This window comes from uncultured Flavonifractor sp. (assembly GCF_944385615.1).
Classification (GTDB): domain Bacteria; phylum Bacillota; class Clostridia; order Oscillospirales; family Oscillospiraceae; genus Flavonifractor.
Window position 1 is genome coordinate 81,309 of sequence record NZ_CALWXV010000001.1, and the last position, 26,131, is coordinate 107,439.

20 protein-coding genes are annotated in these 26,131 nt (G+C 62.8%); all 20 read left to right on the forward strand.

Annotated features, from left to right (window positions below; genetic code table 11):
• Positions 1-26 precede the first annotated feature (26 nt).
• Genes Q0J75_RS00445 through Q0J75_RS00540 form a run of 20 tightly spaced genes read left to right on the forward strand, consistent with a single transcriptional unit; the run spans position 27 to position 26,118 of the window.
• Complete coding sequence (locus tag Q0J75_RS00445) at positions 27-233, forward strand: DUF6760 family protein (RefSeq protein ID WP_297195814.1); 207 nt, start codon at positions 27-29, stop codon at positions 231-233.
• A gap of 21 nt (positions 234-254) precedes the next feature.
• The gene (locus tag Q0J75_RS00450) at positions 255-749 is read left to right on the forward strand and encodes a phage tail protein (protein ID WP_297195815.1); all 495 of its coding nucleotides are present in this window, start codon (positions 255-257) and stop codon (positions 747-749) included.
• 57 nt (positions 750-806) lie between these two features.
• Positions 807-1,223, forward strand: a complete 417-nt coding sequence (locus Q0J75_RS00455) for a phage tail protein (RefSeq protein ID WP_297195816.1) — start codon at positions 807-809, stop codon at positions 1,221-1,223.
• Positions 1,223-4,582 carry a hypothetical protein gene (locus Q0J75_RS00460; protein WP_297195817.1) on the forward strand — a complete coding sequence of 1,120 codons (3,360 nt, stop codon included), beginning with the start codon at positions 1,223-1,225 and terminating at the stop codon, positions 4,580-4,582. Before Q0J75_RS00455 ends, Q0J75_RS00460 begins: the two co-directional genes overlap by 1 nt.
• Before the next feature lie 39 nt (positions 4,583-4,621).
• Positions 4,622-5,350, forward strand: a complete 729-nt coding sequence (locus tag Q0J75_RS00465) for a CIS tube protein (RefSeq protein ID WP_297195818.1) — start codon at positions 4,622-4,624, stop codon at positions 5,348-5,350.
• A 28-nt stretch (positions 5,351-5,378) separates the two neighbouring features.
• A complete protein-coding gene (locus Q0J75_RS00470; RefSeq protein ID WP_297195819.1) occupies positions 5,379-6,473 on the forward strand; it encodes a phage late control D family protein in 1,095 nt (364 codons plus the stop codon).
• Complete coding sequence (locus Q0J75_RS00475; protein ID WP_297195820.1) at positions 6,474-7,253, forward strand: phage baseplate assembly protein V; 780 nt, start codon at positions 6,474-6,476, stop codon at positions 7,251-7,253. It begins immediately after the preceding gene.
• Between the two features lie 27 nt (positions 7,254-7,280).
• Complete coding sequence (locus Q0J75_RS00480; protein WP_297195821.1) at positions 7,281-7,700, forward strand: GPW/gp25 family protein; 420 nt, start codon at positions 7,281-7,283, stop codon at positions 7,698-7,700.
• On the forward strand, positions 7,697-10,615 hold the full coding sequence (locus Q0J75_RS00485; protein ID WP_297195822.1) for a baseplate J/gp47 family protein: 2,919 nt from the start codon (positions 7,697-7,699) through the stop codon (positions 10,613-10,615). Before Q0J75_RS00480 ends, Q0J75_RS00485 begins: the two co-directional genes overlap by 4 nt.
• A 48-nt stretch (positions 10,616-10,663) precedes the next feature.
• Positions 10,664-12,739, forward strand: a complete 2,076-nt coding sequence (locus Q0J75_RS00490; RefSeq protein ID WP_297195823.1) for a putative baseplate assembly protein — start codon at positions 10,664-10,666, stop codon at positions 12,737-12,739.
• 36 nt (positions 12,740-12,775) lie between these two features.
• Positions 12,776-13,882, forward strand: a complete 1,107-nt coding sequence (locus Q0J75_RS00495; RefSeq protein WP_297195824.1) for a hypothetical protein — start codon at positions 12,776-12,778, stop codon at positions 13,880-13,882.
• Positions 13,875-15,653 (forward strand): hypothetical protein, encoded by a 1,779-nt coding sequence (locus tag Q0J75_RS00500; protein WP_297195825.1) that lies wholly within the window; start codon positions 13,875-13,877, stop codon positions 15,651-15,653. Before Q0J75_RS00495 ends, Q0J75_RS00500 begins: the two co-directional genes overlap by 8 nt.
• Before the next feature lie 54 nt (positions 15,654-15,707).
• Positions 15,708-16,439 carry a hypothetical protein gene (locus Q0J75_RS00505; protein WP_297195826.1) on the forward strand — a complete coding sequence of 244 codons (732 nt, stop codon included), beginning with the start codon at positions 15,708-15,710 and terminating at the stop codon, positions 16,437-16,439.
• 6 nt (positions 16,440-16,445) lie between these two features.
• Positions 16,446-19,070, forward strand: a complete 2,625-nt coding sequence (locus Q0J75_RS00510; RefSeq protein ID WP_297195827.1) for an adenylate/guanylate cyclase domain-containing protein — start codon at positions 16,446-16,448, stop codon at positions 19,068-19,070.
• Between the two features lie 48 nt (positions 19,071-19,118).
• Entirely contained in the window at positions 19,119-19,526 is a 408-nt protein-coding gene (locus tag Q0J75_RS00515; protein ID WP_297195828.1) for a hypothetical protein, read from the forward strand.
• A 31-nt stretch (positions 19,527-19,557) separates the two neighbouring features.
• Positions 19,558-22,227 carry a TolC family protein gene (locus Q0J75_RS00520; protein WP_297195829.1) on the forward strand — a complete coding sequence of 890 codons (2,670 nt, stop codon included), beginning with the start codon at positions 19,558-19,560 and terminating at the stop codon, positions 22,225-22,227.
• A gap of 21 nt (positions 22,228-22,248) precedes the next feature.
• Positions 22,249-22,833, forward strand: a complete 585-nt coding sequence (locus Q0J75_RS00525) for a DUF4255 domain-containing protein (RefSeq protein ID WP_297195830.1) — start codon at positions 22,249-22,251, stop codon at positions 22,831-22,833.
• Positions 22,830-23,558, forward strand: a complete 729-nt coding sequence (locus Q0J75_RS00530) for a hypothetical protein (protein WP_297195831.1) — start codon at positions 22,830-22,832, stop codon at positions 23,556-23,558. Before Q0J75_RS00525 ends, Q0J75_RS00530 begins: the two co-directional genes overlap by 4 nt.
• 13 nt (positions 23,559-23,571) lie before the next feature.
• A complete protein-coding gene (locus tag Q0J75_RS00535) occupies positions 23,572-23,958 on the forward strand; it encodes a DUF4280 domain-containing protein (RefSeq protein ID WP_297195832.1) in 387 nt (128 codons plus the stop codon).
• A 12-nt stretch (positions 23,959-23,970) separates the two neighbouring features.
• A complete protein-coding gene (locus Q0J75_RS00540) occupies positions 23,971-26,118 on the forward strand; it encodes an ATP-binding protein (RefSeq protein ID WP_297195833.1) in 2,148 nt (715 codons plus the stop codon).
• Positions 26,119-26,131: the final 13 nt, after the last annotated feature.

Genomic DNA, 26,131 nt, shown 5'->3' on the forward strand with positions numbered 1-26,131 from the left:
AGATCCCCCGTCAGCCGGGCAGCCCGTTGTCCCTGAAGCACACCCGGGGGGTGTCGCTCTACCCCCAGGATCGCCTCTATCAGGAGATGGCGTTTCTGGCCTACTATCTGCACTGGTCCAATGAGGACCTGATGGCCCTGGACCATTGGGAGCGGCGGCGCTGGTGCCGCGAGGTGTCCGCCATCAACAAAAAGCTCAGCGGCGATGAGAAAAAGACCTTTGAATTGCGATGAAACGGCAGGTGAGAGGGAGAAATGGCCATTGTATATCCCGAGCCCATTCAGACCTTCCGGTTCCTGATCCGGGTAGGTAATGACGAGCAGATCTCTGCGGCCTTCAGCCGGTTCTCCGGTATTCGAATGTCGGTGGAGACCATTCAGAACCGGGCTGGTGACGACAGCCGGGGCGTGAAGGAATATACGCCGGTCTTTACCTCCTATGAGCCGGTGACCCTGAGCAAGGGCGTGGTGGGTGACAACGAGTTTCTGGACTGGATTCTCTCCGCCTCCGCCGACGTCCACAGCGGCCCCACCGGAAACAATCTGCTGCGTACCATCGACGTGATTACCCTGAACCAGCACGGCGACGTGGGAGTGACCTGGACCCTCCAAAACGCCATGCCCATTGGATATGAGCTGGCCCCTCTGGACGGCAGCCGCAGCGAGGTGCTTACCGAAAGCGTCACATTTGCCATCACCGGCGTCAAGCGGACGGCAGCGCCTTGGAAGCCCCCCAAACGGGAGTCCTGAGGCTGGAGCCGGTCAGACAGAAGAAACGGAATCCCTTGACGGGAAGGAGGAAACAGTGTGGGACTCTCCGGCGCGTATTTTGATGTCAACCTGATTGGTACGGGGGGAATCCTACAGGGCGGATTTTCCTCAGTGAGCGGTCTGGACATGGAAGTGGAGTATGAGGTCTATGCCGAGGGCGGCAGCAGCTACCCCCGCTACTTCTTCCAGAACGTCAAGCCCCAGCTGCTGATTTTGGAGCGGGGGGTTATCACCAGCCTGGACAGTATCTCCATCCTGATGGCGATGGTCAACCAGGGAATGTCCATCCCACTGGCGGGGACCATCACCCTGAAGGACAGCTATGGCAGCACCCAGCGGATATGGACCGTGGTGGGCGCCCACCTGCAAAAATATGTGGGCCCCCAGCTGAACAGCAACCAGGCCTCTGCGGCGGTGAGCCGCATTGAGCTGCTCCACAACGGGTGCTTCTGATGGATTCCATTGCAGTCATTAAGCCCGAAATGGGCGTGCTCTCTCAGGAGAGACTTTCCCTGTCCCCCTTCGGCGCGCTGTCCCAGGCCTTTGCGGAGGAACTGCTGGCCCGGGCGGAGCGGGTGGAGGGACAATGGTCCCAGGTGCCTCTGGACCTGTTGCAGGAGGGAGAGAATCAGCCTGCCTCTCCTCCAGTGCGGCCGGTGATTCAGGTGGACCTGAAGCTGGTGCTGGAGGCGCTGCGGAAGGAGAAGAACCGCAGCGAGCAGCAGCGGGCCACGGAGCGCATTGTGGAGCGGATTCTCCAGCGGCGGGAGACCCTGCGTGAAACGGTGATAAAGCCAGCTCCATCGGAGCAGTCCGAGGTGGAGAAGCCCCAGGCCCCGCAGCACACCACACAGATTCAGCAGAATATCTACCAGATCTTAAATCAGATCCTCCGGGTGCAGCGCCCGGACGGAACATGGGGAGAACAGCTGCTCCGGCAGCCGTCGGAGACGATGCCAGCCAAGACCGGCCGCCCGGGACAACTGGGCCGTCAGGCAGCGGTATTCTCCCAAACCCTTCGCGTTCTGCGGGAGGAGGGCAAAGCCTTTCCTGTACCTCAGACGGCAGACCGTCAGACCGCCGGGTGGTCCGCAGTGCCGGGAAATGTTCCGGCAGAACGGAGCACCACACCCCTGGACCTCACCCATCGGGAGGAGGAGGCTGGGACGGAGACGGCAACAAAAAGCGGCCAGCAGGCCGCGGTACAGCTGCTGCGCACAGCGGAGCGGCTGGAGCGTGTCCTCCGAACAGAGGCCGCCCAAACAGAAGAAACCATCAAAAAAGAGACTAAAACCATGCCCATTGTGCAAAAAATGGGCCCCAACCAAGAACATGACCTGCCGGAAAGGTCTGCCCATAGGGAGCAGTCCACCGGCAGCCTACATACATCAGAGCCTGTTTCCGGCAAGAAGCAGGCCCAGGCGTCAGACGCCATACACACCGCCGCCCGGCAGTTGGAGCAATTGACACGCCAAGGGGCGGAAGGGGATAAAAAACAGCAGATATCTGCGCCCCATCCTTTACAGACAGGCCAGCGGACGGAGCAGAGCCAGCCGGTGACCGCCCGGGATATTCGGACAGTAACGGTAGAGAAAGCAGGAAAGCTAGACGGTAAACCAGCCCCGGCGGCAACAACGGCCCACCTCCCCAGCGTGGAACTGACCCACCGAACGGAGGAAGAGAAAGAAGTCCAAACGCCTCCGGTTCAACCCATGGAGAAGAGGCGGAAGGCAGAACAGAGTCAGCCAGTCACAGCCCGGGATATTCGGACGGTGGCGGCAGAGAAAGCAGGCCAACCGGATCGTGAACCAGCCCAGACGGCGACAACGGCCCCCCTCCCCGGTGTGGAATTGACACACCGGACGGAGGAAGAGAAAGAAGACCAAATGTCTCCGGTTCAGCCCGTGGAGAAGGGTCGGAATGCAGAACATAGCCAGCCAGTGACCGCCCGAGATATTCGGATGGTAACAGCGGAGACAGCCAGCCAAGCGGTTAGTGAACCAGTCCCGGCAACAACGGCCCACCTCCCCGGTGTGGAACTGACTCACCGGACGGAGGAAGAAAAAGAAGCCCCAATACCTCCGGTCCAGCCCATGGAGAAGGGCCGGAAGGCAGAACATAGCCAGCCGGTCACCGCCCGGGATATTCGGACGGTAACGGCGGAGCCAGCCAGCCCAGCGGTTAATGAACCAGCCCTGGCGGCCATAACGGTCCCTCTCCCCAGTGTGGAACTGACCCACCGGACGGAGGAAGAGCAAGAAGCCCAAACGCCTCTGGCCCAACCCAAGGAGAAAGGCCAGACGGCAGAGTATAGTCAGCCAGTGACTGCCCGAGATATTCGGACGGTAATGGCGGAGACAGCTAGCCCGGCGGCTAGCGAACCAACTCCGACGGCAACGGCCCCTCTCCCCGGTGTGGAATTGACCCACCGAACGGAGGAAGAGCAAGAAGCCCAAACGCCTCCAGTCCAGCCCGTGGAGAGGGGGCGGAATGCAGAACATAGCCAGCCGGTCACCGCCCGTGATATTCGGACAGTGTCGGCAGAGAAAACCAGCCCAATGGCTAGTGGACCAGCCCCGGCGGCAACAACAGCCCCCCTCCCCGGCGTGGAACTGACCCACCGGATGGAGGAAGAGAAAGAAGTCCAGACGCCTCCAGTCCAGCCTGTGAAGAAGGGGCAGGCGGCAGAATATAGCCAGCCAGTTACCGCTCGGGATATTCGGACAGTGTCGGCGGAGACAGCCAACCCAACGGATAGCGAACCAGCCCCGGCGTCAACAGCGGCCCCCCTCCCCGGTGTGGAATTGACCCACCGGACGGAGGAAAAAGAAACGCAACCCCCTACCGTCCAGCAGGCGCAAAAGAGCATCTCACGGACCGAACAGAACCACCCGGCTGCGCTCCGGGATATCCGAACCGGAAAACGACTGTCTCACGTTCAGAGAACCACAAGTTCCAATCTCCAATCCCCTGTCTTTGCCGGGGGGGCAGATACAGCTCCAACGAGCGTTGTCTCCCGGATGGCGCAGCAAAGTCAACCCTCAGGCCCCATCCAGGGCGGCCTATCCCCGACAGCGATGCCGATGGGACCGGAGCTGACCCTGCGGACGGGAGAGGCCCCCGCCGGACAGCAGTTTTCGGCTGGTATGGAGCATCCACAGCTCCCAGGTGAGCGAGTTCAAAGAGAATCACCCCTCACTGTGGCTGCGGAGGATATCCGGGTGGGCCGCCGGTTTACCAAAGTCTATACGCCCCTCGGAGCGGAAGCGGAGGAGGAGCCCGGCCCGGCTGGTGTGCTCCCGCCCCTGACTTTGGAGGAACGACAGACTTCTCCAGGCCAGCCGGTGGGGGAGACTCCCCGGAATATCCAGAGACGGTCTGCTGCCAGGCGGGCTGAGACTGCCAGCCAGCCTGTGGAACTGACCTATGGGCCAAGCCAGCAACCGGCGGAACAAGCACCGGCTCAGACATCCAAGAAAGCGGACGGCCAGGGGGAATCGGATTATGTACGCAACCTGCCCGACTGGGCCCGGCGGTTTTTGAAGGAAAGCTGGTCCGGCCATGCCGGGACCCAGGAGATGAGCGTGGCCCGGAATATCTCCACCCAACAGGGGGGAGAGGAAACGGTCCAGTGGACCGCTCCCAATTACCGACCTGCCCCGCCTATGGACCATCGGGAAAAGCGGCAGGAGGAGCCCAAACGGCCCCAGCAGGTCCACATCAGTGAGGCGGAGATCCAGCGTACTGCCGACCGGGTGTACCGTATTCTGGAGGACCGCATCCGGGAGGAGCGCATCCGACTGGGATTTTAAAGAGTTGAAACAGAACCACGAGAGGAGGGAGAGACAGCCATGTATCTGGGTATTCCAAACCCCAACGCCATCGTCCCCCTGGAAAAGATGACCATAGAGCCGGAGGGGAAAGAGGCTTTCAAAGTGCTGTACAACCCCAACAGCTACAATCAGAGCCGGAGCGTCCGCTACGCCCAGGCAAACGGTGTGGCCACCAATACCCCGGTGGTACAGTTCGCCGGCGGTACCATGGAGGTGCTGTCCTTCCGTCTCTTTTTCGACAGTATGTCCGCCGGCGCGGAGGTGGGCGGCAGTATGATGGACCAGCTGAAATTCGCGGGCAACAGCCTGCTTCCCTCGGCGGCTAAGATGATCGACGTGCGCACCTATACCCAAAAGGTATACGGGCTGATGGAGATCGACCCGGACAAGCATGTGCCGCCTCTGGTCAAACTGAAATGGTCCTCCCTCCAGTTCACCGGCCATCTGATTTCCTGTACGCAGGAATTTGTCCGGTTCAACGAAAAGGGGATGCCTCTGCGAGCCTGGCTGGACTGTACCTTCCAAGAGTTTATCGCGCCGCTGAAGGCCAATCTGCCCCGGCCGTTGGAGTCGCCCGACACCACCAAGTACCGGACGGTGTACCAGGGGGATTCCCTGTGGTCCATGTCCGCCAAGGAATATGGACAGCCGGAGCAGTGGCGGGCCATTGCCGACGCCAACGGCCTGGCTAACCCCAGGACCCTGCGGACTGGGGCCCGGCTGGTGCTGCCGGCACTGAAAAAGTAGACCGCCCCACCGGAGGAGGGAAGAGGCGATGGATAGGAGCTCCTACACCTTTCAGGCGCTGAGTGAAAAATATGAGGACTTCCGCGGCCCGGCCTTTACCATCAAGCTGGACGGCAAGACCCTGGACAGCACGGAGATGCCCATTGTCCAGCTGGATATCAAGTTGAGTGAGAATATGATCGGAAGCGCCAGCTTCAGCGTGGAAAGCCTGTACGACTATGAGAAATCCCAGTGGATCAATAAGCTGGAACAGACCATCCAGGTAGGAGCCAAGCTGGAGATCTCGGGAGGGTACGGGAAGCAGGAGCCGCTGTTCTATGGCTTTGTGTTTGAGTACAACCTGGAGTACAGCCGGGACCGGCCGCCCCGGCTGGCGGTGCGGGGCATGGATGGCCTGGCCTTCCTGTCCAACTGTCATGAACCCATTTATCACGGAAATAAAAAGCCCAAGGTGGTTATCCAGGAGATCTTCAACAAGGTCATCAGCGCCGGGTACGCCAAAAGCTCCACGGTGGACAATCTGGACAACCTGGTTACCCCCTTGGTGAAGGAATTGACCAGCGACTACGGCTACTTGTTGAAGCTGGGCAAGATGTACAATCTGAGTCTGATGGATATCCAGGGTGAGCTTATCTTCAGCGACTTGATCGGCAATACCTCCCCCATCATCACCCTGACCCTGGGGGCGGGGCTGCTGTCCTTTCACAAACGGATCAGCCTTCAGCACCAGCTGGGCAAGATCGAGGTCCGGGGCAAGGACATTAACCAAAAACGCATCGTGGGTACCGCCAGTCAGGTGACAGTGGGGGATACCTCCAAGAAATGGGCGGCACAGCTGGCTCCCGCCTTCAAAAACGTGGTGGGCCGGGAGTACAACGAGTGTGTCCGCACCGAGGAGGAGTGTACCCGCCTGGCCCAGTGCAGGCTTAACGCCCGGGCCATGTCTCTGGTCCAGGGGGTGGGACGGTGTGTGGGCCTGCCCGAGCTGATCCCCGGCCGCTACATCTCCATCAAGGGAGTGGACGCCCAGACCGAGGGCAGCTATTACATCGCTTCTGTCAACCACCGGTTCAGCCGGGAGGGCTATTACACCGAGTTTTACGCAAGGGGGGCCAGGACCTGAATGGGCATTATAGAAGAACTGCAGAGCGACATGGACATCTTTCAGGAGTCCGATGGGATGCAGCGGACCGGTCTCTATCTGGCGAAGGTGACCAACATCAACGACGAGGAAAAGCTTAACCGGGTCAAGTGTATTCCCATTGAAAACAATGAGAATGAGGAAACCGACTGGTGCTACGTTATGGCTCCCCTGGGAGGCAAGAACTGCGGACAGTTCTTTTTTCCCAACGTTAACGATCTGGTGGTGCTGGCCTATCTGGGGGGAGACCCTAGGCGGCCCATTGTGCTGGGGGCCTACTGGAATACCGAGGTGACCCCGCCCTACCGCATTGAGGAGGGCAAGGTCTACAACTACACCATCAAGACCCCCACCGGTACCGAGCTGCTGTTTTACGACGAGCCGGACAAGCAGAAGGTGACCCTCACCCTGCCGTCGGGCACGGTGCTGTCCATCGACGATGAAAACCAGGCGGTGGCCCTCAAGGACAAGGAGGGGAACAACGCCTTGGAGATGGACCTGAAGGGGGGCAATATCACCCTGAAGGCAAAGACCAAGCTGACCCTGTCGGCGGGGGATACCTCCGTGGTGCTGGAGGCCTCGGGCAATCTGACCGGAAAGTCCAACAGCAAGATCTCCCTGGAGAGCACCAACATCGAGGAAAAGGGTACCGCAAAGGTGGCGGTCCAGGGGGCGACGGTGGAGGTCAAGGCCGACGCCACCATGAATCTACAGGCCTCCGGCCCCACCACCATCAAGGGAGCCATGGTCAACATCAACTGACGAAACCGCAGGAGAGGAGGGGAGCGGGTGAACGGAAAAGAGTTTCTGGGTCGCGGGCTGAAATTCCCGCTCCAGGTGGACCCCAAGACGGGTAAGATCGCCATGGTAGACCAGGAGGAGGACATCAAGGAGGCTATTGGCATCATCCTGCGGACCGGACGGGGCGAGCGGGTCATGCGGCCGGAGTTTGGCGCCAACACCATGGACTATGCCTTTATGCCGGCCTCCAGCTCCATGCTCCATTCCATCGCCCACGAGCTGCGGCTCATTCTGCTGGAGCAGGAGCCCCGTATTCGGGATGTGGAGATCCACTGTGAGCAGATGAATCAGCGGGACGGCTCAGTGGTCATTTATGTGAGCTATACGGTGCGCAGCACCAATAACCGATACAATCACGTCTATCCCTTCTATGTGACAGAGGGGTCGGAAGGGGGCGGCGCGGAGTGAAACAGCCGGTTTTGGACCCCAGGGACCGGGGGGATATCATGGCCCAGCTGGCAGCCCACGCCAGCTCCTACACGCCGGAATGGCGGTATGAGGGGGCGGAGGACGACCCCGGTTCCGCCCTGGCGGAGCTCTTTGGCGAGATGTTCTACCAGACCGTGGACCGGATGAACTCGGTACCCAGCAAGCTCCACACCGAATTTCTCAACCTCACCGGCTTTCGAATGCCAGATCCGGTGCCCGCCGCCGGTTTGCTCCAATTTGACGCCCATGACACGGTGGAGGCCCCGGTGCCCGTTCCCGAGGGGACCCAGGTATTCACTGAGGACGAGGCGGGGGAGAACGTGGTCTATGAGACCGAGCGGCGGATCGAATCCACCCCCGCCAAGCTGGAGGCTCTCTTCTATGTGGATCCCCGAAACGAGATGATCCAGCGGGTGGCGCTGGACCGGCCCCAGCCCTTCTTCACCTCTGTAGAGGGGGAGAATCTACAGCGCCACCGGTTTTCCGTCAGCCAGGACGACGTACTGGCCCTGGCAGGTCCCTGTCAGGTGGAGGTAGAACTCCGCCAGGAGGGGGGCTATCCCGCCAGAGAGACCGCCGCCCGGCTGGCCGACCCGGAGCTGGGACGGTGGACCTTCCGCTCCGGCGGTGAAGAAAAGCCCTTTGCCAAGGTGGAGGCGGAGGACGACCGTATTCTGTTGACCTGCTCCGGCACTGAGATTTTTGAGCCCGACGAGGAGGGGCATTATTCCCTCTCCTGCACCGGAAATTTTGGAAGCGGCAGCATCATCCTGGATGGGATTAAGCTGCGCAGCCGTCCCATGGAGCGGCTCTCCGTGGACGGGGTGGCCAACGGAGATATCCCTCTGGATCTGGAGGAGGGGGGCTACTGCTTTGGCCGCCGTCCCACCCCCTACAGCCTGTGCTATTTCCGGTCTAACCAGGTTTTCCGCAAGCGGGGCGCCCGGGTGAACCTGCGCCTGGAGGTAGTTCCCATCGTGTCCAATCTGGTGGACCAGACTCCTCAATACCAGTTCAACCAGCGGATCATCGACAAGCGGGACGCGGTGGTCATTACCCCTGACGACGTGTATGTGTCTCAGGTGGTCTGGGAGTACTTCAACGGCATGGGCTGGCGGCCGCTGACTGTGTCAGGCAGCCGCAACCCCTTCTCCTGTAAGCAGGAGGGGCGGCTGGAAGTGGTGTTCGATATCCCAGCCGATTTGCAGAAGAGCGAGGTCAACGCGGAGGAAGGCTACTTCATCCGGGCCCGGGTGGTCCATGTGGAAAACCAGTTTTCCATGACGCCCCGCTGGGTGGTTCCCTTCCTGAAGGGGGCTGACTGTATCTGGGATTACACCGACGGCCTGCCCGCCGACCGGTGCCGGGGAGAGAACAACGGGGATGTGGTCCAGATGGAGGACATCGCCCAGGTGGACCGCCTCTCCTTTCCCGCCCTGGTGGGGCTGGAGGAGTATCCCCGATCCATGTATTTTTGCTTCCAACGCTCTCCCCACGCCATGCCCCTGTCCATCTATTTTGATATGGCCGGGCGGGTGAAGCTGGAAGACAAGCTGCGCTTTGAGGCCTGGACCGGGGAGCGGTTTGAGCCGGTGCGCTCGGTGGATCTGACCCGCAACCTGCTTCACCCCGGCGTCATGCTCCTCTACCTGTCCAAACCCTTGCCCCAGCACACCTTCTTCGGTGTGGAGGGCTGCTGGCTGCGGCTCTCCCGCAGCTCCTATCTGGAGAACAGCGGGGGCTGGCCCCGGGTGAACGCCGTCCGGCTGAACATCGTGGAAGCGGTCCAGCGGCAGAAGGCGGAGGATCAGATGTTCTCCACCGGACCTTATGAGGCCAACAAGGAGCTTGCCCTGCTGTACACCCCTGTTCTGGACACCCAGGTGTGGGTGGACGAGGTGCGCAGCCTGGCGGTGGCCGACGCGGAAGCCCTGAAACAGGCCATGCCTGACCGGGTATCCCTGGAGTGGGATGACCGGGTGCTCACCCACTGCTGGGTGCGCTGGGAGCGCCGGGACGAACTGGCTTTGGCCGGTCCTCAGGAGCGGTGCTACAGCCTGGACCCCTATACCGGGATCATCACCTTCGGCAACGGCATCCATGGCCGGGTGCCGTCGGAGGGGGAGGAAAATCTGCGGGTAAGCTACTCCTATGGCGGCGGCAGTGTGGGCAACCGGCCCGCCGGTGCGGTGCGGCAGCTCATCGGGGCTCTGCCCCGGATCAGCCGGGTGGAAAACCTGACCCCCATGAGCGGGGGCACCGACCGGTTCCCCCTGGAAAAGGCGGACGCCATCGGCAACAAGCGCCTGCGCCACCGGGAAAAGGCCGCCGGTGCCCGGGATTTTGAGGAAATCGTCACCCAGGACTTCCCCCAGGCCCGGCATGTGAAGTGCTTTCCCGGCCGGGACGCCGCCGGAGCCTACGCCCCCGGCCATGTGAGCGTGGTGGTGGAGGGCATCGATCTGGACAGCCGCCGGGTGACCGACGATCTGTGCCAGCGGATCTATGACCAGCTCTCCCAGCAATGCGACTGTGTCCTGGCGGCGGAGGGACGGCTCCATGTGGTGGGGTCCACCGTTATCACCGTCAGCAGCACCATTACTGTGGAGATGGAGGACCTGGACCAGAGCGCCGTCACCCAGCAGGCCATTGCCCAGCGGCTGGAGGAGCTCATCAACGGCCGCTGGCGGGAGCGGGATATCGGCAGTCAGCTGCGGGTGGCCCAGGTGTGGCAGACCGTGCGGGATACTCCCAATGTGCGCCTGGTGCGCAGCATCCTGCTGGAAGGCCGCTTTGATGAGGCGGGGGTCCAGCGGGTGGTGCCTCTGGAGCAGGACGATGCCTATCCCTACGCTACCGTGAAGAGCGGTATCCACCTGATCCAGGTGGAATAAGGAAGCAAAATCAATGTGTGAACGAGACAGAGAAGGAGGCCCGAGCCTGTGCTGAACGCCCGCAATCTGGATGACCAGACCTATGAGCAGATCGTAAAGACGGCAGAGGGCCGGCTTCCGTGGCTGTGTCCGTCTTGGACGGACCACAACGCCCACGATCCGGGCATCACCATCCTGGAGCTGATGGCCTGGTACAAGGAAATGCAGCAGTACCACATGAACCAGTTCACCGACGAACTGCGGTGCAAACTGCTCAAGCTGGTGGGCATTCACCGGCAACCTGCCACCCCCGCCCGGTGTGCCCTGGAGCTGGGGGAGGACTGCCCGGCCTGTCTGGAGGGCACCCCCCTGGTCACCCGGGAGGGTATCCGCTTTGAGCTGGCTGAGGCTCTGCCCGCCCAGCGGCCGGTCATCGCCCAGGTACAGATGGCCCAGGGAGATCGGCTGGTGAATGTGGGGGAGCAGCTGAGAGACCGGCGCATCACCTTCCAGCCCTTTGGCGGGGAGGGGGAGACCCCCTCGTCCCTGCGCATCGGCTTTTCACAGCTGGGGGAGGGGAATCTGCGGCTGTGGTTCGACGTGGCCACCCCCGCCGGTGCCCCCCGGAATCCCTTTGCCGACCGGGACCAGACCCCACGGGTCATCTCCTGGCAGTGCGAGGGGGCGGAGGGGACCCAGCTGCTTCAGGACGACACCCACGCCCTCAGCGTCAGCGGCTATGTGACCCTCCGGCCTCAGGGAGTGTGGCCCGCCGGGGCGGACGGCCTGTACTGGCTGGTGCTTACCCTCGACGATCCAGGATGTGAGGAGAGCGTGCGGCTGTCCGGCCTGTCGGCCAAACGGTGGCCCGCGCTCCAGCGGGAGACCTGGGCCAAAAGCCACCTGTTCCGGGCGGAATCCCAGGCCGACTGGACGGTGTGCCTCAGCGACGCCCAGGCGGTGGAGGGGGAGCTGGCGGTCTTTGTCCGTACGGCGGACCGTTGGACCCAGACCGGCAAATGGCTGGCGGTAGCCACCACCGAAGGGCGGCTGCTCCAGGTAGACACCACTGCCGCCGTTCAGGATGGGGCGGACAACCTGCTGGTGGTCAGCCTGAACCCGGTCCACAGCGGCCGGCTCCTGTTTGATGCCAAGGGCCTGCCCGGGGAGACCTTTTTTCTGGACCTGGGGGGAAGGACTGCCCTGACCGACTCCTTTGTGCTGCTGTGCGACACCCTGGACCGGGACGGCCAGATCCGGCCCGCCCTGTGGCGGTGTGTGGAGGACTTCTATGCCTGTGGTCCCAGGGACCGGGTGTTCACCTATGACCCGGTACGGGAGACCATCACCTTTGGCGACGGTGAGCATGGCGCGATGCCCTGCCGGGGGGAAGGCACGATCCTGGTGGCCGATTTGACCTTAACCTACGGCGCGGGGGGCAACATCCCCGTCGGAACGGATAACCTATCCTTTGTGGACAGCGGAGAAAAGGTTCCCAACCGGGCCGCCGTGGGCGGTGGGAACCGGGAGAGCGTGGCTCAGGCCCAGGCCCGGCTGCTTCAGATGCTGAGTACCACCCGCAAGTGCGTGTCCGCCGCCGACTATGAGCGGCTGGCCAGAGAGACCCCCGGCCTGCGGGTGGCGGCGGCCAAGGCCCTGCCCGCCTACGATCCCGACGAGCCCGCCGGGGTGAGCCGGATGCCCACCGTGACGGTGGTGGTGGTACCCGCCGGGATGGGGGAGCGCCCCCTGCCCGACCGGCGCTTTTTGGAGGCGGTGCAGCGGCAACTGGATGGGGTGCGGCCCATCGGTACCCGGGTGAAGGTGGTGCCACCGGTCTATGTGGACCTATTTGTACAGGTCACCCTGCGGGGGGGCGAGAACGGAACGGAGGCCGCTCTGGCGGCGGGTCTGCGGACCTATCTGGAAGAGGCCGGCATTGGCGCCACCCTCCAGGTTGGAGATGTGGCCGCTTTGGTCCAGAGTATTCCCGGAGTATTGCAGGTCCGGGATGTGGACCTGCGCTCCCCCAATCCGGGCTGTTACCAGAATTCCGAGGGAGACATCCGCCTGCCCCGGCTGGCCATCCCTCGGCTGAAGGAGCTCCGGTTGGAGCGCCTGCCGGCGGAATGGACCAGTCGTTGAGACAGAATCTGAGGATCAAAGGAGCGTGAAGGCGACATGGAGCCGATCCAGACACAGATGGTTTATTGCTGTGCGGAGCAGTGGCTGGGGGGCCGCTTCCACCAGATCGAGCCCTGGGGAGACGGCCTGCGTCTGGACGCGGCCCGGGCCTCCGCCGGACTCTACTGCATGGCAGCGGTAGACAGTGGCGAGAACGGCTTCTCCTGGGGCCGGGCGGTGGTGGAGGCGGACCTGCCGCCGGACACCGCCCTGCGGGTATATGCCTACGCCTCCGATACCAGACAGTGGGGGGACTGGGCCGACCTGGACCAGGGTATCCGCTCCATTGAGGGGGACCCCACGAAGGCATTGCAAACCATTTTCGGCCCGCCGGTGGCCCAACAGGGAGACTGCCTGCTGGGGCGCACTGGACGGTACCTGTGGCTCATGCTGGAGTTGGCTGCCACAGGCAGCCATTCCCCGGTGATCCACACCCTTCGGCTGCAAATGGGCGGGGACCACATGGCCGACTACTTACCTGCCATCTACCAGCAGGAGAATTTCACCCGGCGCTTTTTGTCGGTGTTCAACAGCATGTACGCCGATATGGAACGCTCCATTGACGCTCTGCCCGGGCGGATGGACTATCAGCACACCGGCGGGGCGCTGCTGCGCTACCTGGCCTCCTGGGTGTGCGTGGAGGAGGACGGCGGCGACGATCGGCTGCGGGAGCGCATCCGTACCGCCCTGTCCGACTATGAGGAGCGGTACACTGTGGAGGGGGTGCGGAAAAGTGTTCGCCGCCTCACCGGCCGGGACCCCATCCTCATCGAGCATTTCCAGGTCTCCCCCAACCGGCCGGACTGCCGGGACCCGGACCTGTACCGGCGGCTGTACGGGGAGGACCCCTATCGGTTTTTTGTACTGCTGCCGGAGGATACCTTCTCCAGCCAGCGGGAGCGGGAGGCCTTTCAGCGGGACATGGAGGAGGTCATCCCTGCGGGGATGAGCATGCAGATGATCCAGATCAAGCCCTGCATCCAGCTGGACTGGCACACCTATCTGGGGGTCAACTCCCGGATAGGCGGCTATGTGCCGGCGGCCATTGACGAGCAGGTGACCATTCATTACGATACCACGATCGGAGGAGCCAACCATGAATAACGCCAATTTTTTCCCTTTGGAGCGCAACCGGTATTTCTACGGCAAGCTGCTCACCGTGCGGGATTTTGAGGTGGAACAGCGGTACCACTGCACCAAGCGGGCGCTGCTCAACCGGCTGATCCATGGCGCCGGCGTGGTATGCGGCCTGGGCGTCACCGCCAGCGACGAGTCCACCCTGATGATCGAAAGCGGCATGGCCCTGGACTACCAGGGCCGGGAGATCATCCTGCCTGAGACGCTGTTCCGCAAGTTGCAGATGCTGGAGGGTCAGGAAACCCTGTCGGACAGCAAGGACGCCTATCTCTGCCTGACCTACGCCGAGGAGGATGTGGAGCCGGTAAACGCCACCGGCGCCGAGGTGGGGGCCCAGCGGCAGTTTGATCTGACCCGGGAGGGCTACCGCCTGTTCCTCACCCCCGAGCCTCCCGCCTATCAGAGCCTTCTGGAGGCCGGTGGCCGGGAGAATGTGACGGTGCTCTATCAGAGCGAGGATTTGATCCTGGTCCTGTCCTTGCCCACCGTCCTGTGCGCCGGGGAGGAGTTCCAGGCCCAGGTCCTGGTGGTCAAGCATGAGAAGACCCCGCCGGTGCAGTTCTCTCTGGAGGGGGAGAACAGCTTTGTGGAGAGCGACAACGGCCGGGTGCGGCTGGCCTACCGGGAGAGCCGGGAGGAGAAGCGGTGTGTCTACACGGTGGACTTCCCCCTGCGGGCCAAGGCCCTCAGCGATGTGGACAGCCAGCTCTTCCCCAACGGCTGCGAGCTCAATGTGGAGCTGGGCAGCCACCACTATAAAAATTATCTGACGGTGGAGGCCGCCGTCCGGCTGTGCCGGGACTGGGAGGACGCCCGGCTCCGTCGCCGCCAGACCGACGATCTCTCCCGCCATCTGCGGGGACGGGACGTGCCCCTGTACCTGGCCAAGCTGGAGCTCATCCACTCCGCCGGCGGTGTGTTTGTGGGCACGGTCACCAACCTTCCCTTCCAGCAGCAGGTCAGCGGTGAGGGGGAGAACAAAAACGGCGGTGCGGGCGAGCTGACGGTGACCACCTCAGTGCGCAGCCTGGAATACTGGCAGAAGCCCGATGTAAAGGCCATCTATCAGCCCTCCACTGGAGGACTGCATTTGAACTTTGGCATCCCCTCCCCGGAACAGTATGACTACGCCGTGGCCCACGGCATGGTAGAGATGGCCCTGCCCGGCGGCATCCGGGTAAACAGCCGGATCTATTCTGAGGAGATCGCCCACGGTCTGGGCAACGGTGCGGTGGATGTGCGCCTGAGCGTGGAGTTTGCCGACCGGGAGAGCGGCGAGACCGCCCTGTTGTGCGGCAACAGCGAGGTATTCAAGTCCAAGGCCGTGAAGATTTCGCCCCCCTGGGTGGAGGCGGCGGCGGTGGTGTACCCCGAGCGGGGCACCATGCGCATCGGCCTGTGGCTCCACGATACGGTGGACGGCAATCTGGTGCGGGTCCACTACTTTGCCCAAAAACCGGAGCGGGACACCAGCCGCATCCTGTCCCAGCGGCGGGTGAGCCTGTCGGTGACACCGGAGTTCTCCCGGCTGAGCCGGCGGGGCAAGCTCCAGTTCCAGGCCGAGGTGGTGGGCTCCGAGGACAAGAGCGTGCAGTGGAGCGTGAAGGAGGAGAACGGCGGCGCCATTGACCGCAACGGCCTCTATCAGGCCCCCGAGCTGCCCGGCACCTATGAGATCGTCGCTGTGGCCGGCGCGGACGAGGCGGTGCGGGCCAGCGCCTTTATCATTGTGGAATAAGGCCTCCGGGGCCCATAGCGCCCGGTTGTAATTTAAGGGAGAGGAGAGGGCTTTGTGGATACCATGCTGGTGCGGGAGCGCTACAAGGTGGTCCGGGTATCGGATGTCCGGGAAGATTACGCGTTTGCCGAGGCGGTGGATATCCTGGACCGGGAGAAAAGCGGCTGCCTGCTGAATCTGTACGAGGGGCCCCTCCTGCGCGCCTATCTGCCCTGCTTTGACAAACTGACCGCCTGTCCTGCCTTCCTGGGCATGTTTTTGGAGGGAGAGACCCTGGTGACGGTGTTCCGGGACTGCACCGGAACACCCATTGACCAGGTATTTTACCGGGGGGATAAGCACGATTGGAAGACCCGGCTGGAGTACGCCGAGCAGCTGTTCCACCGGGCGCTGAGCATGGCGGACCTGCCGCCGGAGGTGAGCTGCGCCACCTTTCTGTCGGAAAATCTGCTGGTGGACGAGCGCAATCGGGAGCTGCGGCTGCGCTACCATGTGGTCCCCCTGGAGGGGATGAACGCCCGGGAGCTGGTCTATCTGACCTGCGATCAGGCCCATAAGATCCTGCTGTCCCGCTTTTCCTCTCCCCGGGAGGAGCTGGAATTTCTGGACGAACTGGACCGGGGGACTTGCCTCAGCGTAGTACAGCTCTACGCACTGTGGCGGGAGCGGAGCGAGACCATCCGAACCGCCTATGAGAAATTGGAGAAAAAGAATTTCTTCTGGCGCTGGTGTTCGCTGGTATGGGGCCGCATCAGGCGGCGGGCCGCCCGTCGGAAGCGGAGGTGAGAGGACATGGTTGGACTGAAAAAACTGGGCGTCTTTGTGGTGCTTCTGGTCCTGCTGGGGGCGGGAGCTGCTCTGCTGTTCTGGGAACTGGGGGGAGAGTGCCTGACCACGCTGAGCTCCGGCACGGCGCAGGCCGACTATCTGATGGCAGCCTCGGACACCGAGGGAGACATTTATGCTCTGGGCCGGACCGATCAGGGCTACGCCCTGGTGCTGGGAGACCAGGCCGGTCATCGGACGGCCCGGTGGACCCTGACGGCGGATACCCTGCCCCAGAGCAGTACCCCTGCTCTGCTCTTTCCGGCGGCGGGGGGCGCGGTCTACCTGGGCCTTTACAACACGGAGGAGGAGCCCGCTCGCCTTCAGCTTTACCGGATTACCGACCAGGGCCGGGCGGCGGAGCTGCTGCTGGATCAGCCCTGCACCGGCGGCAGTCTGCCAGAGCAGATGGACAGCGTGCGTCTGTCGGCTTTTTCCCAGGTGGATAATGTGGTGACCTTTGCGGTGATCCGGGGGGACAATGCCTCCTTTTACCAGCGGACCAGCGCAGACAGCGGCTTGGAGCAGCTGGATCAGGTTACCCAGACCGGTCTGCACACTGCGCTGGCCCTGTCTGACGGGACCATGGTGCTGGCCACCGGAGACAGCCTGATCCGTACCGACCGGGATGCTATTCCGCTGACCAGCGGGGAGAATATCATACAACTTACCCAGGCTGGCACAGGCGTTTATTACGTGGATGGTGCCAGTCTTACGGTGTTTTATGCGGATTTTGCCGATTGGCAGCCCTATGCCCTCCGAACGCTGGAAAAAGAGGAGTACGACCTGGACGACTGTACCGACCTGTGGGTGACCCGGGACGGGGCCGCGCTCCTGCTGCTGGAGGGGAACACGCTGCTGCTGGACCGGGGGAGCACGGTGTCCGATCTCAGTAAGATGCTCTGCCGCCCAACAGGACAGTGTGTGCTGATTTTGGGCGGACTGGCTTTGGCGGTGCTGGTTCTTACGGTTTTGCTGTGGTTCGTGGTATGCGAGCAGCAGCGGTTCCGGCTTCCCCTGCTGGTGCGTTGGGGCGTGCTGACAGCGGCGGTCGCCGTGCTTGGTACCGCCATTCTGGTGCGCGGAGGGGTGATCCCCATCAGCCAGCGGGCGGCGCAAAGAGAGGCAAACGGACTGATGGGAGCCATCACGGCCCAGGTTTGTCAGGAGCACAGCCTGATGGAGGATATGCTTCCCAAGCTGCTGGCGGACAGTCTGGCGGAGACGCCTGACGGCCTGTACCGGGATACGGCTGCGGCCATCTATGTGCGGTCTGAGGACGACATCTGGACCCTGGCAGCAGATAATGCCGGCGGCTTTTCCGGAAGCCGGGCGGAGCTGAGCGCCAGCTTTGACCGGGCCTGGGCCGAGCGGGCCGGCGACAGCGGTTCCGCCGTGTGGAGCTACACCCTGGGCGACGAGACCCACTATGTCCTTTATCGGATGGAGGGGGAGCGGCTGCTGGCGGTGGATCTGAACGGAGAGCCCCTGCTGGAAGCCAGCTGGGAGAACTGCCGCTGGATGGTACAGGGCCTGTCCGCCCTGGCTGTGCTGCTCACCGCCGTGGCTCTGGCCGTTTTGTGCTGGATCACCATTGGTCTGCGCCGGTCCCTCCGGGGCATGGAGCGGCTGGCGGCGGGGGAGCGTGAGGTCCTGGTGGTCCAGGGAGGGGGCGATGAGCTTACCAGCTTGGCCGAGGACGTAAACGCTCTGTCGGGCGCCCTTCAGGACGTGGACCGGCAGCAGAATGAGCTGGCCCAGTCCTACCGCCGGTTTGTCCCCGAGCGGGTGCTCTCCCTGCTGGGCAAAACCAGTATTCAGGAGGTGGACAAGCAGACCTTTGTTTCCCGGAATCTGTCCACTATGATGCTTAGCTTCCATTTTCCGGATCAGGTTTATGAGAAGAGCGGCCGGGAGCTCTTTGACAACGTGAACGAGATCATTGAGCGTACCGCCTCCATCGTCACCCAGAAGGGGGGCGCGGTGTTCAACTTTGCCTATGACGGTTACGATTCAGTCTTTGAGGAAGGCAGCGCCGTGGCGCTGAGCACCGCTGTAGCCATTCAGCAGGAGGTGCTGGACATCAACCGGGAGCGGGAGCTGTCCGGCCAGCCCCCTGTGGTGGTGCGTATCGCCCTGGATGAAGGCAACGTGATGATTGGCGTGGTGGGCGACGAAAACCAGATCCAGCCCACCTCCATCTCCTCCAGCTTCTCTGTTGTCAAGCATCTGCTGGAGCTGTGCGGGCGGCTGGAGGCCAACATTCTGTGTACCGAGTCAGTGATTGACGACGCCAGCGGCTACGGCAGCCGCTATATGGGTAAGTGCATGGAGGGTGGCCAGGCCATCCGCACCTATGAGATCTTTGACGGTGACGCCTATGAGATCCGGAAGGTGAAGGAGAGCACCGGCAGCCGGTTCTCCCAGGGGGTGTACGCTCTCTACAGCCGGGAGTTCTCCCAGGCCAAGCGGATCTTCCTCAACCTGGTGCACAACAACACCGGAGACGGCGGGGCCCGGTACTATCTGTATCTGGCCGACCGCATGGAAAAGCAGCCGGAGGAGGAGATCAGTCTGGATTCCGGGCTGTAAGAACGCTTTTGCTCCAATGGATTTCAGCCAGATAAGGAGGCGCACACCATGGGCACGACACAATTTGACATCATTGGCCGCCAGATCGAGGCGGCAGCCCGCAATGCGGCGGCTGGCGCCGTGGGACGCCTGCGGCGGGATACCAGCCTTGTCAATCAGGCCTCCCGGCTCACCGGCCGGACCATCCGGGCGGGGGAAGAGGCCCTGCGGAATAAGACCCGTGGGAGCGGCGGCCGCCGGTACAGCGCCCCCAATGGAAACACGGTGGAGACGCCGCCCCGGCCCCAGTATGCGGCGGAGGACGACTATATGCGCCGCTCCCCGGTGCAGCCGGTCCATCAGGCGGCGGACTACCGCCGTCGGCTGGTCCTGAAAGGGGTTGGAGTGGTGGCGCTGATTGCGGTAGCGTGCGCCGCCGTCAGCCTGCTGCTTCAGCTGGGCATATTCGGACGCTGAGTCCGGCAGATGAGACATAGGGGGACTTCCTTTGCTGAGCCAATTGCTGCGACAACTGTTTAACTCCTTTGGGATTTTCTTCCGCACCATCCGGGCCTTTTTTACCCGGAAGCTGACGGGGGCCTGGTCGCGCCTGCGCCGCATTACCAACGTCTCCAGACATGCCACCAAGGTGGCCACGGAGACCTTCCAGGGCGCGGCGGCGGCTATGAAAAAGCCCACAAAACGTTCGGATTACATAGAGACCAAACGGCTGTTTATCTCCAAATCCTTTTTGCTTCTGCTGGGGATCGGAATCGTACTGCTGGTGCTGCTCATCTACTTTGTGGTCTGGCCCTTCCTCCTCAGCACCTTCTTTACCGCCAAGTTCTATCAGGGGGACGAGAAGCTGCAGGACTGGTCCGGGCGGGTCATCGTGTACTACGATGAGGAGAAAAAACAGCCCATGTACAGCGGCACCCTGAAAGACGGGGTGCTCCAGGGCAGGGGCAAGGAGTACGATGAAAACGGCCTGGTTATCTACGACGGCAATTTTGTAGACGGCCTGCGCAGCGGCAACGGCTCCTGTTATGAAGCGGGTGTGCTGGTTTATGAGGGCCAGTTCGCCAACGGCCTGTACGAGGGCACCGGAAGCCTCTATGAGGACGGGGTGCTGGCCTATTACGGCGCTTTTTCCGCCGGGCTGGCCAACGGCATGGGTACCGCTTATACCGACGGGGCCAAGTGCTATGAAGGGGCCTTTGTAGAGGGCCTCTATCAGGGCGAGGGCACCCAGTATTACCACGACGGCACCGTGAAGTACAAAGGTTCCTTTGAGGACGGTTTGTACAGCGGCACCGGCACCTCCTACTATGCCGACGGTACCCGCTCCTATGTGGGCGGCTTTGCCGACGGCCTGCGGGAGGGCGAGGGTACCGAGTACAACGAGGAGGGGAAGGTCCGCTACAAGGGCGGCTTTGCCGCTGGTCTGTACGAGGGCAGCGGCAGCTATTATCTGGACAGCGGCGATGTAATCCAGGCCGAATTTGCGGCGGGAGTCACCGACGGCAGCATCCAATGGTATCGGGATGGCGAGCTGTGGTATGAAGGTGGAGCGGAGAACCTGACCCCTGACGGCTTCGGCACGCTGTACAGCGACAGCGGCAAGACCATCTACGCCGGTGAATTCGACCAGGGTACCCTGGACGGCAGCTGGCTGCTCACCCTCACCGCCCAGGACCTGCGGACCGCCTTTGGGGAAGCCACCCTCACCGAGACCGACAGCGGCACTGGTTTTCGTATCGTCAATAAAGAGCTGGAGCTGTGGGCCCTGTGCAGCTATCAGCAGGAGGGCTCCGACCCCCAGGTCTATGAAATCTGGTTCCAGCCCGAGGATGACAGCGCCATGGTTGCCCTGCTGCCCTGGGAAACGGGGAGCGATTTTAACGACTGGGCGCTGATCGGGCATGAGTCTACCACCCAGAGCGCCAGTCTGTCGGGCAGCGCCCGGTACGCCGATGGCGTGGTGGAGGGTAACTGGTGGCTGAGCCGGTATATTTACGAGGGCTATACCTGCACCGGCCTGAGCCGGTCGGAGGACGGCGTGCCCCAGCAGCTGCACTGGGTACGCACCGGCCAGATTCCCACCGGCGGCGCCGGTACCACAGATTCCAACCTGGCCCAGGCCCAGGAGCGGCTGGATGAACTGATGGCGGCCCTGGAGGGGGTAGGCGGCGGCTCCGGCGGCAGCGCCTCCGCCAGCCAGGGAGACGTGGAGCGGATGCTGGGGCTGATGCTCACCGCCCAGGACGGACAGGATCTGATGGATGCTCTGGTGGATTACTACACCTATAGCCAGATGGCCACCCTGCTGGAGGAAAGCCGCACCCTGATGGAGCAGCGCCTGGATGAGGAGCAGATTCTGCTCAGCCGGGGACAGAGCAGTCAGGCGGCGGTGGACGCCCTCAGCGAGCAGGTGGAGGATCTGGACCGGCTGCTGACCCAGTATAAGGCCAGCGCCCAGCAGGGTAAGCTCACCGCCACCAAGCTGAGCAAGCTGGACCCCAGCGGCTATAACATCCAGGCCGCGCTGCTCACCTTTGATCCGGTCTCTTTGAAGGTAAGCGAGCTATATGACGCGGCCCTGACCTATGCCAAGGCGGTGGCTGCCCAGCGGTACGAGGTGGATACCGACCAGCTGGAGCTGGAGGTCAAAACGGCGGTTATCGACCTGAATCTGGACTATGAGGACATCCTCGCCGCCCAAAAGGCGGTGGAACAGGCCCAAAAGGCGCTGGAGACCGCCACCACCAACTACGCCAAGGGGACGGTGGACAAGGCGGAGCTGTATGACGCCCAGTGTGCACTGAACCAGGCGGCGGCCGACCTCTACCAGGCCATCGGGGACTTTACCCACCAGGCCAACCATCTCAATACCCTGTCCGGCGGCTGGATCGCCCAGGAGCAGGATTGGATGGCGGACACCTTCCAGGTGATCTTCCAAAGTGAGATCCGACGGGGCGAGGAGGCCGCGGCGGCCCTGGAGGAGGAGCGGCAGGAGCAGGAGGCCCAGGCCAGTCAGGCCATTGAGGAGGAGGCCGCCCAGAGCGCCAAGCCCCAGGCCTCTCCCTCCCCCCAGCCTGCGGCCAGTGCCTCACCCACCCCCAGCGCAACTCCAACAGCGGAGAGCGCCGCGCCCTCCGCCAGCCCGGCCCGGCGCTGACAAGAAAGGAAGGATGCTGACATGGCAGACTATACCGCTCTGGTAGAGGCGGGCAACGCCCTGGTGGAGCTATTGCGGGACAATCTGACCCCAGAGCCCATCGGAAACCGGGAACTCATTGCCCTGTGCTCCCCCCATGAGAGCGAAAACAATCAGCTGACCCTCTACCTCTATCAGGTGGAGGAGGACACCCAGGGCGTTCAGAGCGGCTACTACCAAGTAAGCCAGAACGTGGAGCGGCTGCGTCCCACCCGCTATAATCTGCGCTTTCTGGTCACCGCCCACTCCAAGGCTCCCGCCCAGCTGAAGGAGGCCGACCAGTACCGGATGGTGGGGGCGGCCCTCCAGGTGCTCAAGGACCACCCGGTCATTGACGCCCAGTATTTGAACGGCTCCCTGGCCGAGCAGAACGCCGTCATCCGGGTGGTGCTGGAAAAGACCCAGCAGGATCAGCTGCTGAAGATCTGGAACAACACTTCCACGGCCTATAAGCTGTCCTTTGTGGTGCTGCTCACCGGAGTCGAGATCGACTCCCGGAAGGAGCGCCGGTTCAGCCGGATCACCGACGTGGCCATTGAGACCAAGCAGAAGGGGGAACGGACATGATCTCCATCCATGCCAGCGCAGTCTGCCGGGTGCTGGACGGCTACACTGGCCAGCCTCTGGAGGGCTCCTCTCTGGGGTGTACCCTGGATGGCGTTCCCTGCCGTCCCGTGTCCAAGCCGGGGGGGTATCTGGTGCTGGTCAACCTGGCCCCCGGCGAGCACCGCCTGTCCCTGTGCTGCCGCGGCTTTCAGGAGGAGTGGGTGGCTTTCCAGGCCGATGATGGCACCCGGGAGCTGGACATCACCATGAAGCCGGGAGCGGGCTATCCCTTCCGGCAGACCATTACCCGGCTGGAACTGACGGTGGAGGTGGAGGGGGTCCCCGCCGCCGGGCGGCAGCTGTGGATCGCCGCCGAGGGTCAGCCTCAGCTCAAGCTGGCCCAGACCAAGGCGGAGGCGGGAGAGAGTCAGCTGCGGCTCTACGCCAAGGGACCGGAGGCGGCTGTGCCCACCGGGGTCTATCTCATTGCAGATGGCAGCCACAGCGAGATCGTGGGCCTGCGGGCCCTTCAGGAGGAGCGGGGGACCCTGGCCGCTCCGCTGCGCTATTCCCACAGCCGGGGCAAGCTGCTGTTGCCTGCCCAGCGCTACCACACCGGAGCCGATGGAAGGCTCACCGCCGTTTTTCAGGCGGCGGGTGTCGTGCAGGTGTACGCTGAGGACACCGGCCTTCTGGCCAGCCTGACGCTGGAGGAAGGGGACAACCGGCAGACCATCCAGCTCTGAGAGGAGAATCCCTATGGCAAATCCAATGGTACAGACAGCCACGTGTACTTGCCCCTTTGGCACCGCGCCCGCCACGCTGATGGTCACCAGCCAGATGACGGTCACCATGTGCGGCCTGCCGGCGGCCACCATCATAGACGGGGCTCCCATCAGCAATGTGCCTACCTTCGGCATGTGCAGCAACATCGCCAATCCTGCCGTGGCAGCGGCCACAGCGGCGGCCATGGGGGCGCTCACCCCGGCCCCCTGCGTACCCGCCACGATGGCCTGGGCCCCCGGCTGTCCCACGGTAACGGTGTGCGGACGGCCGTTGCTGAACAACACCAGCAAGCTGATGTGCAGCTATGGGGGCGTCATCCAGGCCATGATGACCCCGGCCATGACCGTCAACACACCCTGAGGGAGGTAAGGCATGGAGGAATATGACCTGAGGGACGTGTCTTATGAGGCCATCAGTCAGGGCTACGAAAGTCAGTGGGAGCTGATGGACGATTTGTTTGCCTGGCTGGATCTGCGTATCTATTTCTTTTATGAGCATCATCAGTGGCTGGGGCCAAAGAATGATATGCGCAACATGCTGGGGCTGGTGGTGGGCCGGGAGGAATTTGAGCATAACCTGGTAAAGGCGGCCCAGCTGGGACTGAATGCCCAGCTGGACGGGGAGGAAGCGGCTCAGCTGGAGGCCTCCCGCACTACCATCCAGGCCCGTCTGGACCGGACGGAAGAAGAGTTCCCCCTGATGCAGCTCATCCGGCGGTGCGGCCTGGATACGTTTGAGTCCAACTGTCTGGTACTGGCTTACGCCGGTGCGGTGGACAAAAAGTATGAAAAGCTCTTTGCCTACCTCCAGGATGACATTACCCAAAAGCTGCCCACCGCCTCGCTGGCGGTGCAGCTCTTTCTTCCCCTGGAGCACACCATGGAGGAATATCTCTCCCGCTTTTCCCGCCGGGATACCTTTACCGGCCTGTTTGAGGGGGAGAAGCTGACGGCGGGTCAGCTGGCCCTGCGGCCCTCCGTGCTGGAATTCCTCAGCACCGGGACAGTGGCCCCGCTGCCCGGACTGCGGCTCTTTGACGGGGCGGCCGAACAGCCAAAGGAGCCGCTGGTCATCGGACAGGAGCTGGCCCGCCGGCTGGACCTGCTGTTCCGGGAACCGGGGGAGCAGGTCATCTGCCTGTCTGGAGGTCCGGGAGCGGGCAAGCGTTTCCAGGTAGAGCACCTGATGGCCCGCAGTAAAAAGCGGTGCGTTTTTGCATTGCTGGACTGCGACCAGCCGGAGGAGCGGGCCCGGGAGGGGGCCCTCATTGCCCGGCTTACAGGGGCCTGCCTGTGCTGCGCCCACATGGACCGGCTGGACAGCGACGGCAAGGAGCAGCCGCCGGAAGAAAAGCTCCTCCAGACCATTCTGGAGCTGGATCTGCCGGGGGAAAAGCTCTTTTTCCTCTCCCACCAGCCTATCCGGGCCCAGTTGAACCGGCTGTCAGTGGAACTGGAGGTGCCGGACACCACCGAGGAGGAGCGCATGGCCCTGTTCCGGGCCTTCCTGGGGGAGACCGCCCTGGAAGAGGGACTGACGGTGGAGGAGCTGGCCTCCAAATTCCGCTTTTCCCCCCGTCAGGTGGAGCTGGCCTGCCGCCAGGCGGTGGGACTGGCCCGGCTGGACGGGGCCTCCGCCATTCCCAGCCGGGAGATGCACAAGTGCTGTTACCGCCAGGTGGTCCACAAGCTGGGGGACCTGGCCAGCCGGGTGCGCCCCGCCTTCGGCTGGGACGACGTGGTCATGCCGGAGGATCAGAAACGGCTGCTCCAGCACGCTTGTAGCCACATCAAGTTCCAGCATCGGGTGTACTACGACTGGGGCTTTGACAAGAAAATCACCTATGGCCGGGGCCTGTCCATCCTCTTTGCCGGGGCCCCCGGTACCGGCAAGACCATGTGCGCCCAGGTCATTGCCAATGAGCTGAATATGGAGATGTACAAGATCAACATCTCCCAAATCGTCAGCAAGTATATCGGTGAAACGGAGAAAAACCTCCAGGCGGTATTTACCGAGGCCAAGCGGTCCAACTGTGTGCTCTTTTTCGACGAATGCGACGCCATCTTCGGCAAGCGCAGCGAAGTGAAGGACGCCCACGACCGCAACGCCAATGTGGAGGTGGCCTATCTGCTCCAACAGGTGGAGGAACATGACGGTGTGTGTATCATGGCCACCAACCTGATTGGCAACATCGACGCCGCCTTTATGCGGCGCATCACCTATGTGGTCCACTTCCCCTTCCCGGACGCAGCCATGCGGGAGGAGATCTACCGCCGCACCATGCCCCCCCAGGCGCCGGTAGATGACGATGTGGATTGGGCGTTTCTGGCGGAAAAGTTCCAGCTTTCCGGCGGCCACATCAAAAATATCGTGCTCTCCGCCGCCTTTCTGGCGGCACTGGAGGAACAGCCCATCGGTATGACCCACTTGCTGCGGGCCGCAGTGGGAGAGATGAAGAAAAACGAGATCGTGGTGGTCCGGGAGGAGCTGCGGGAGTACGCCGACCTGCTGGACCCGTAGGGCGGTTTGTTCA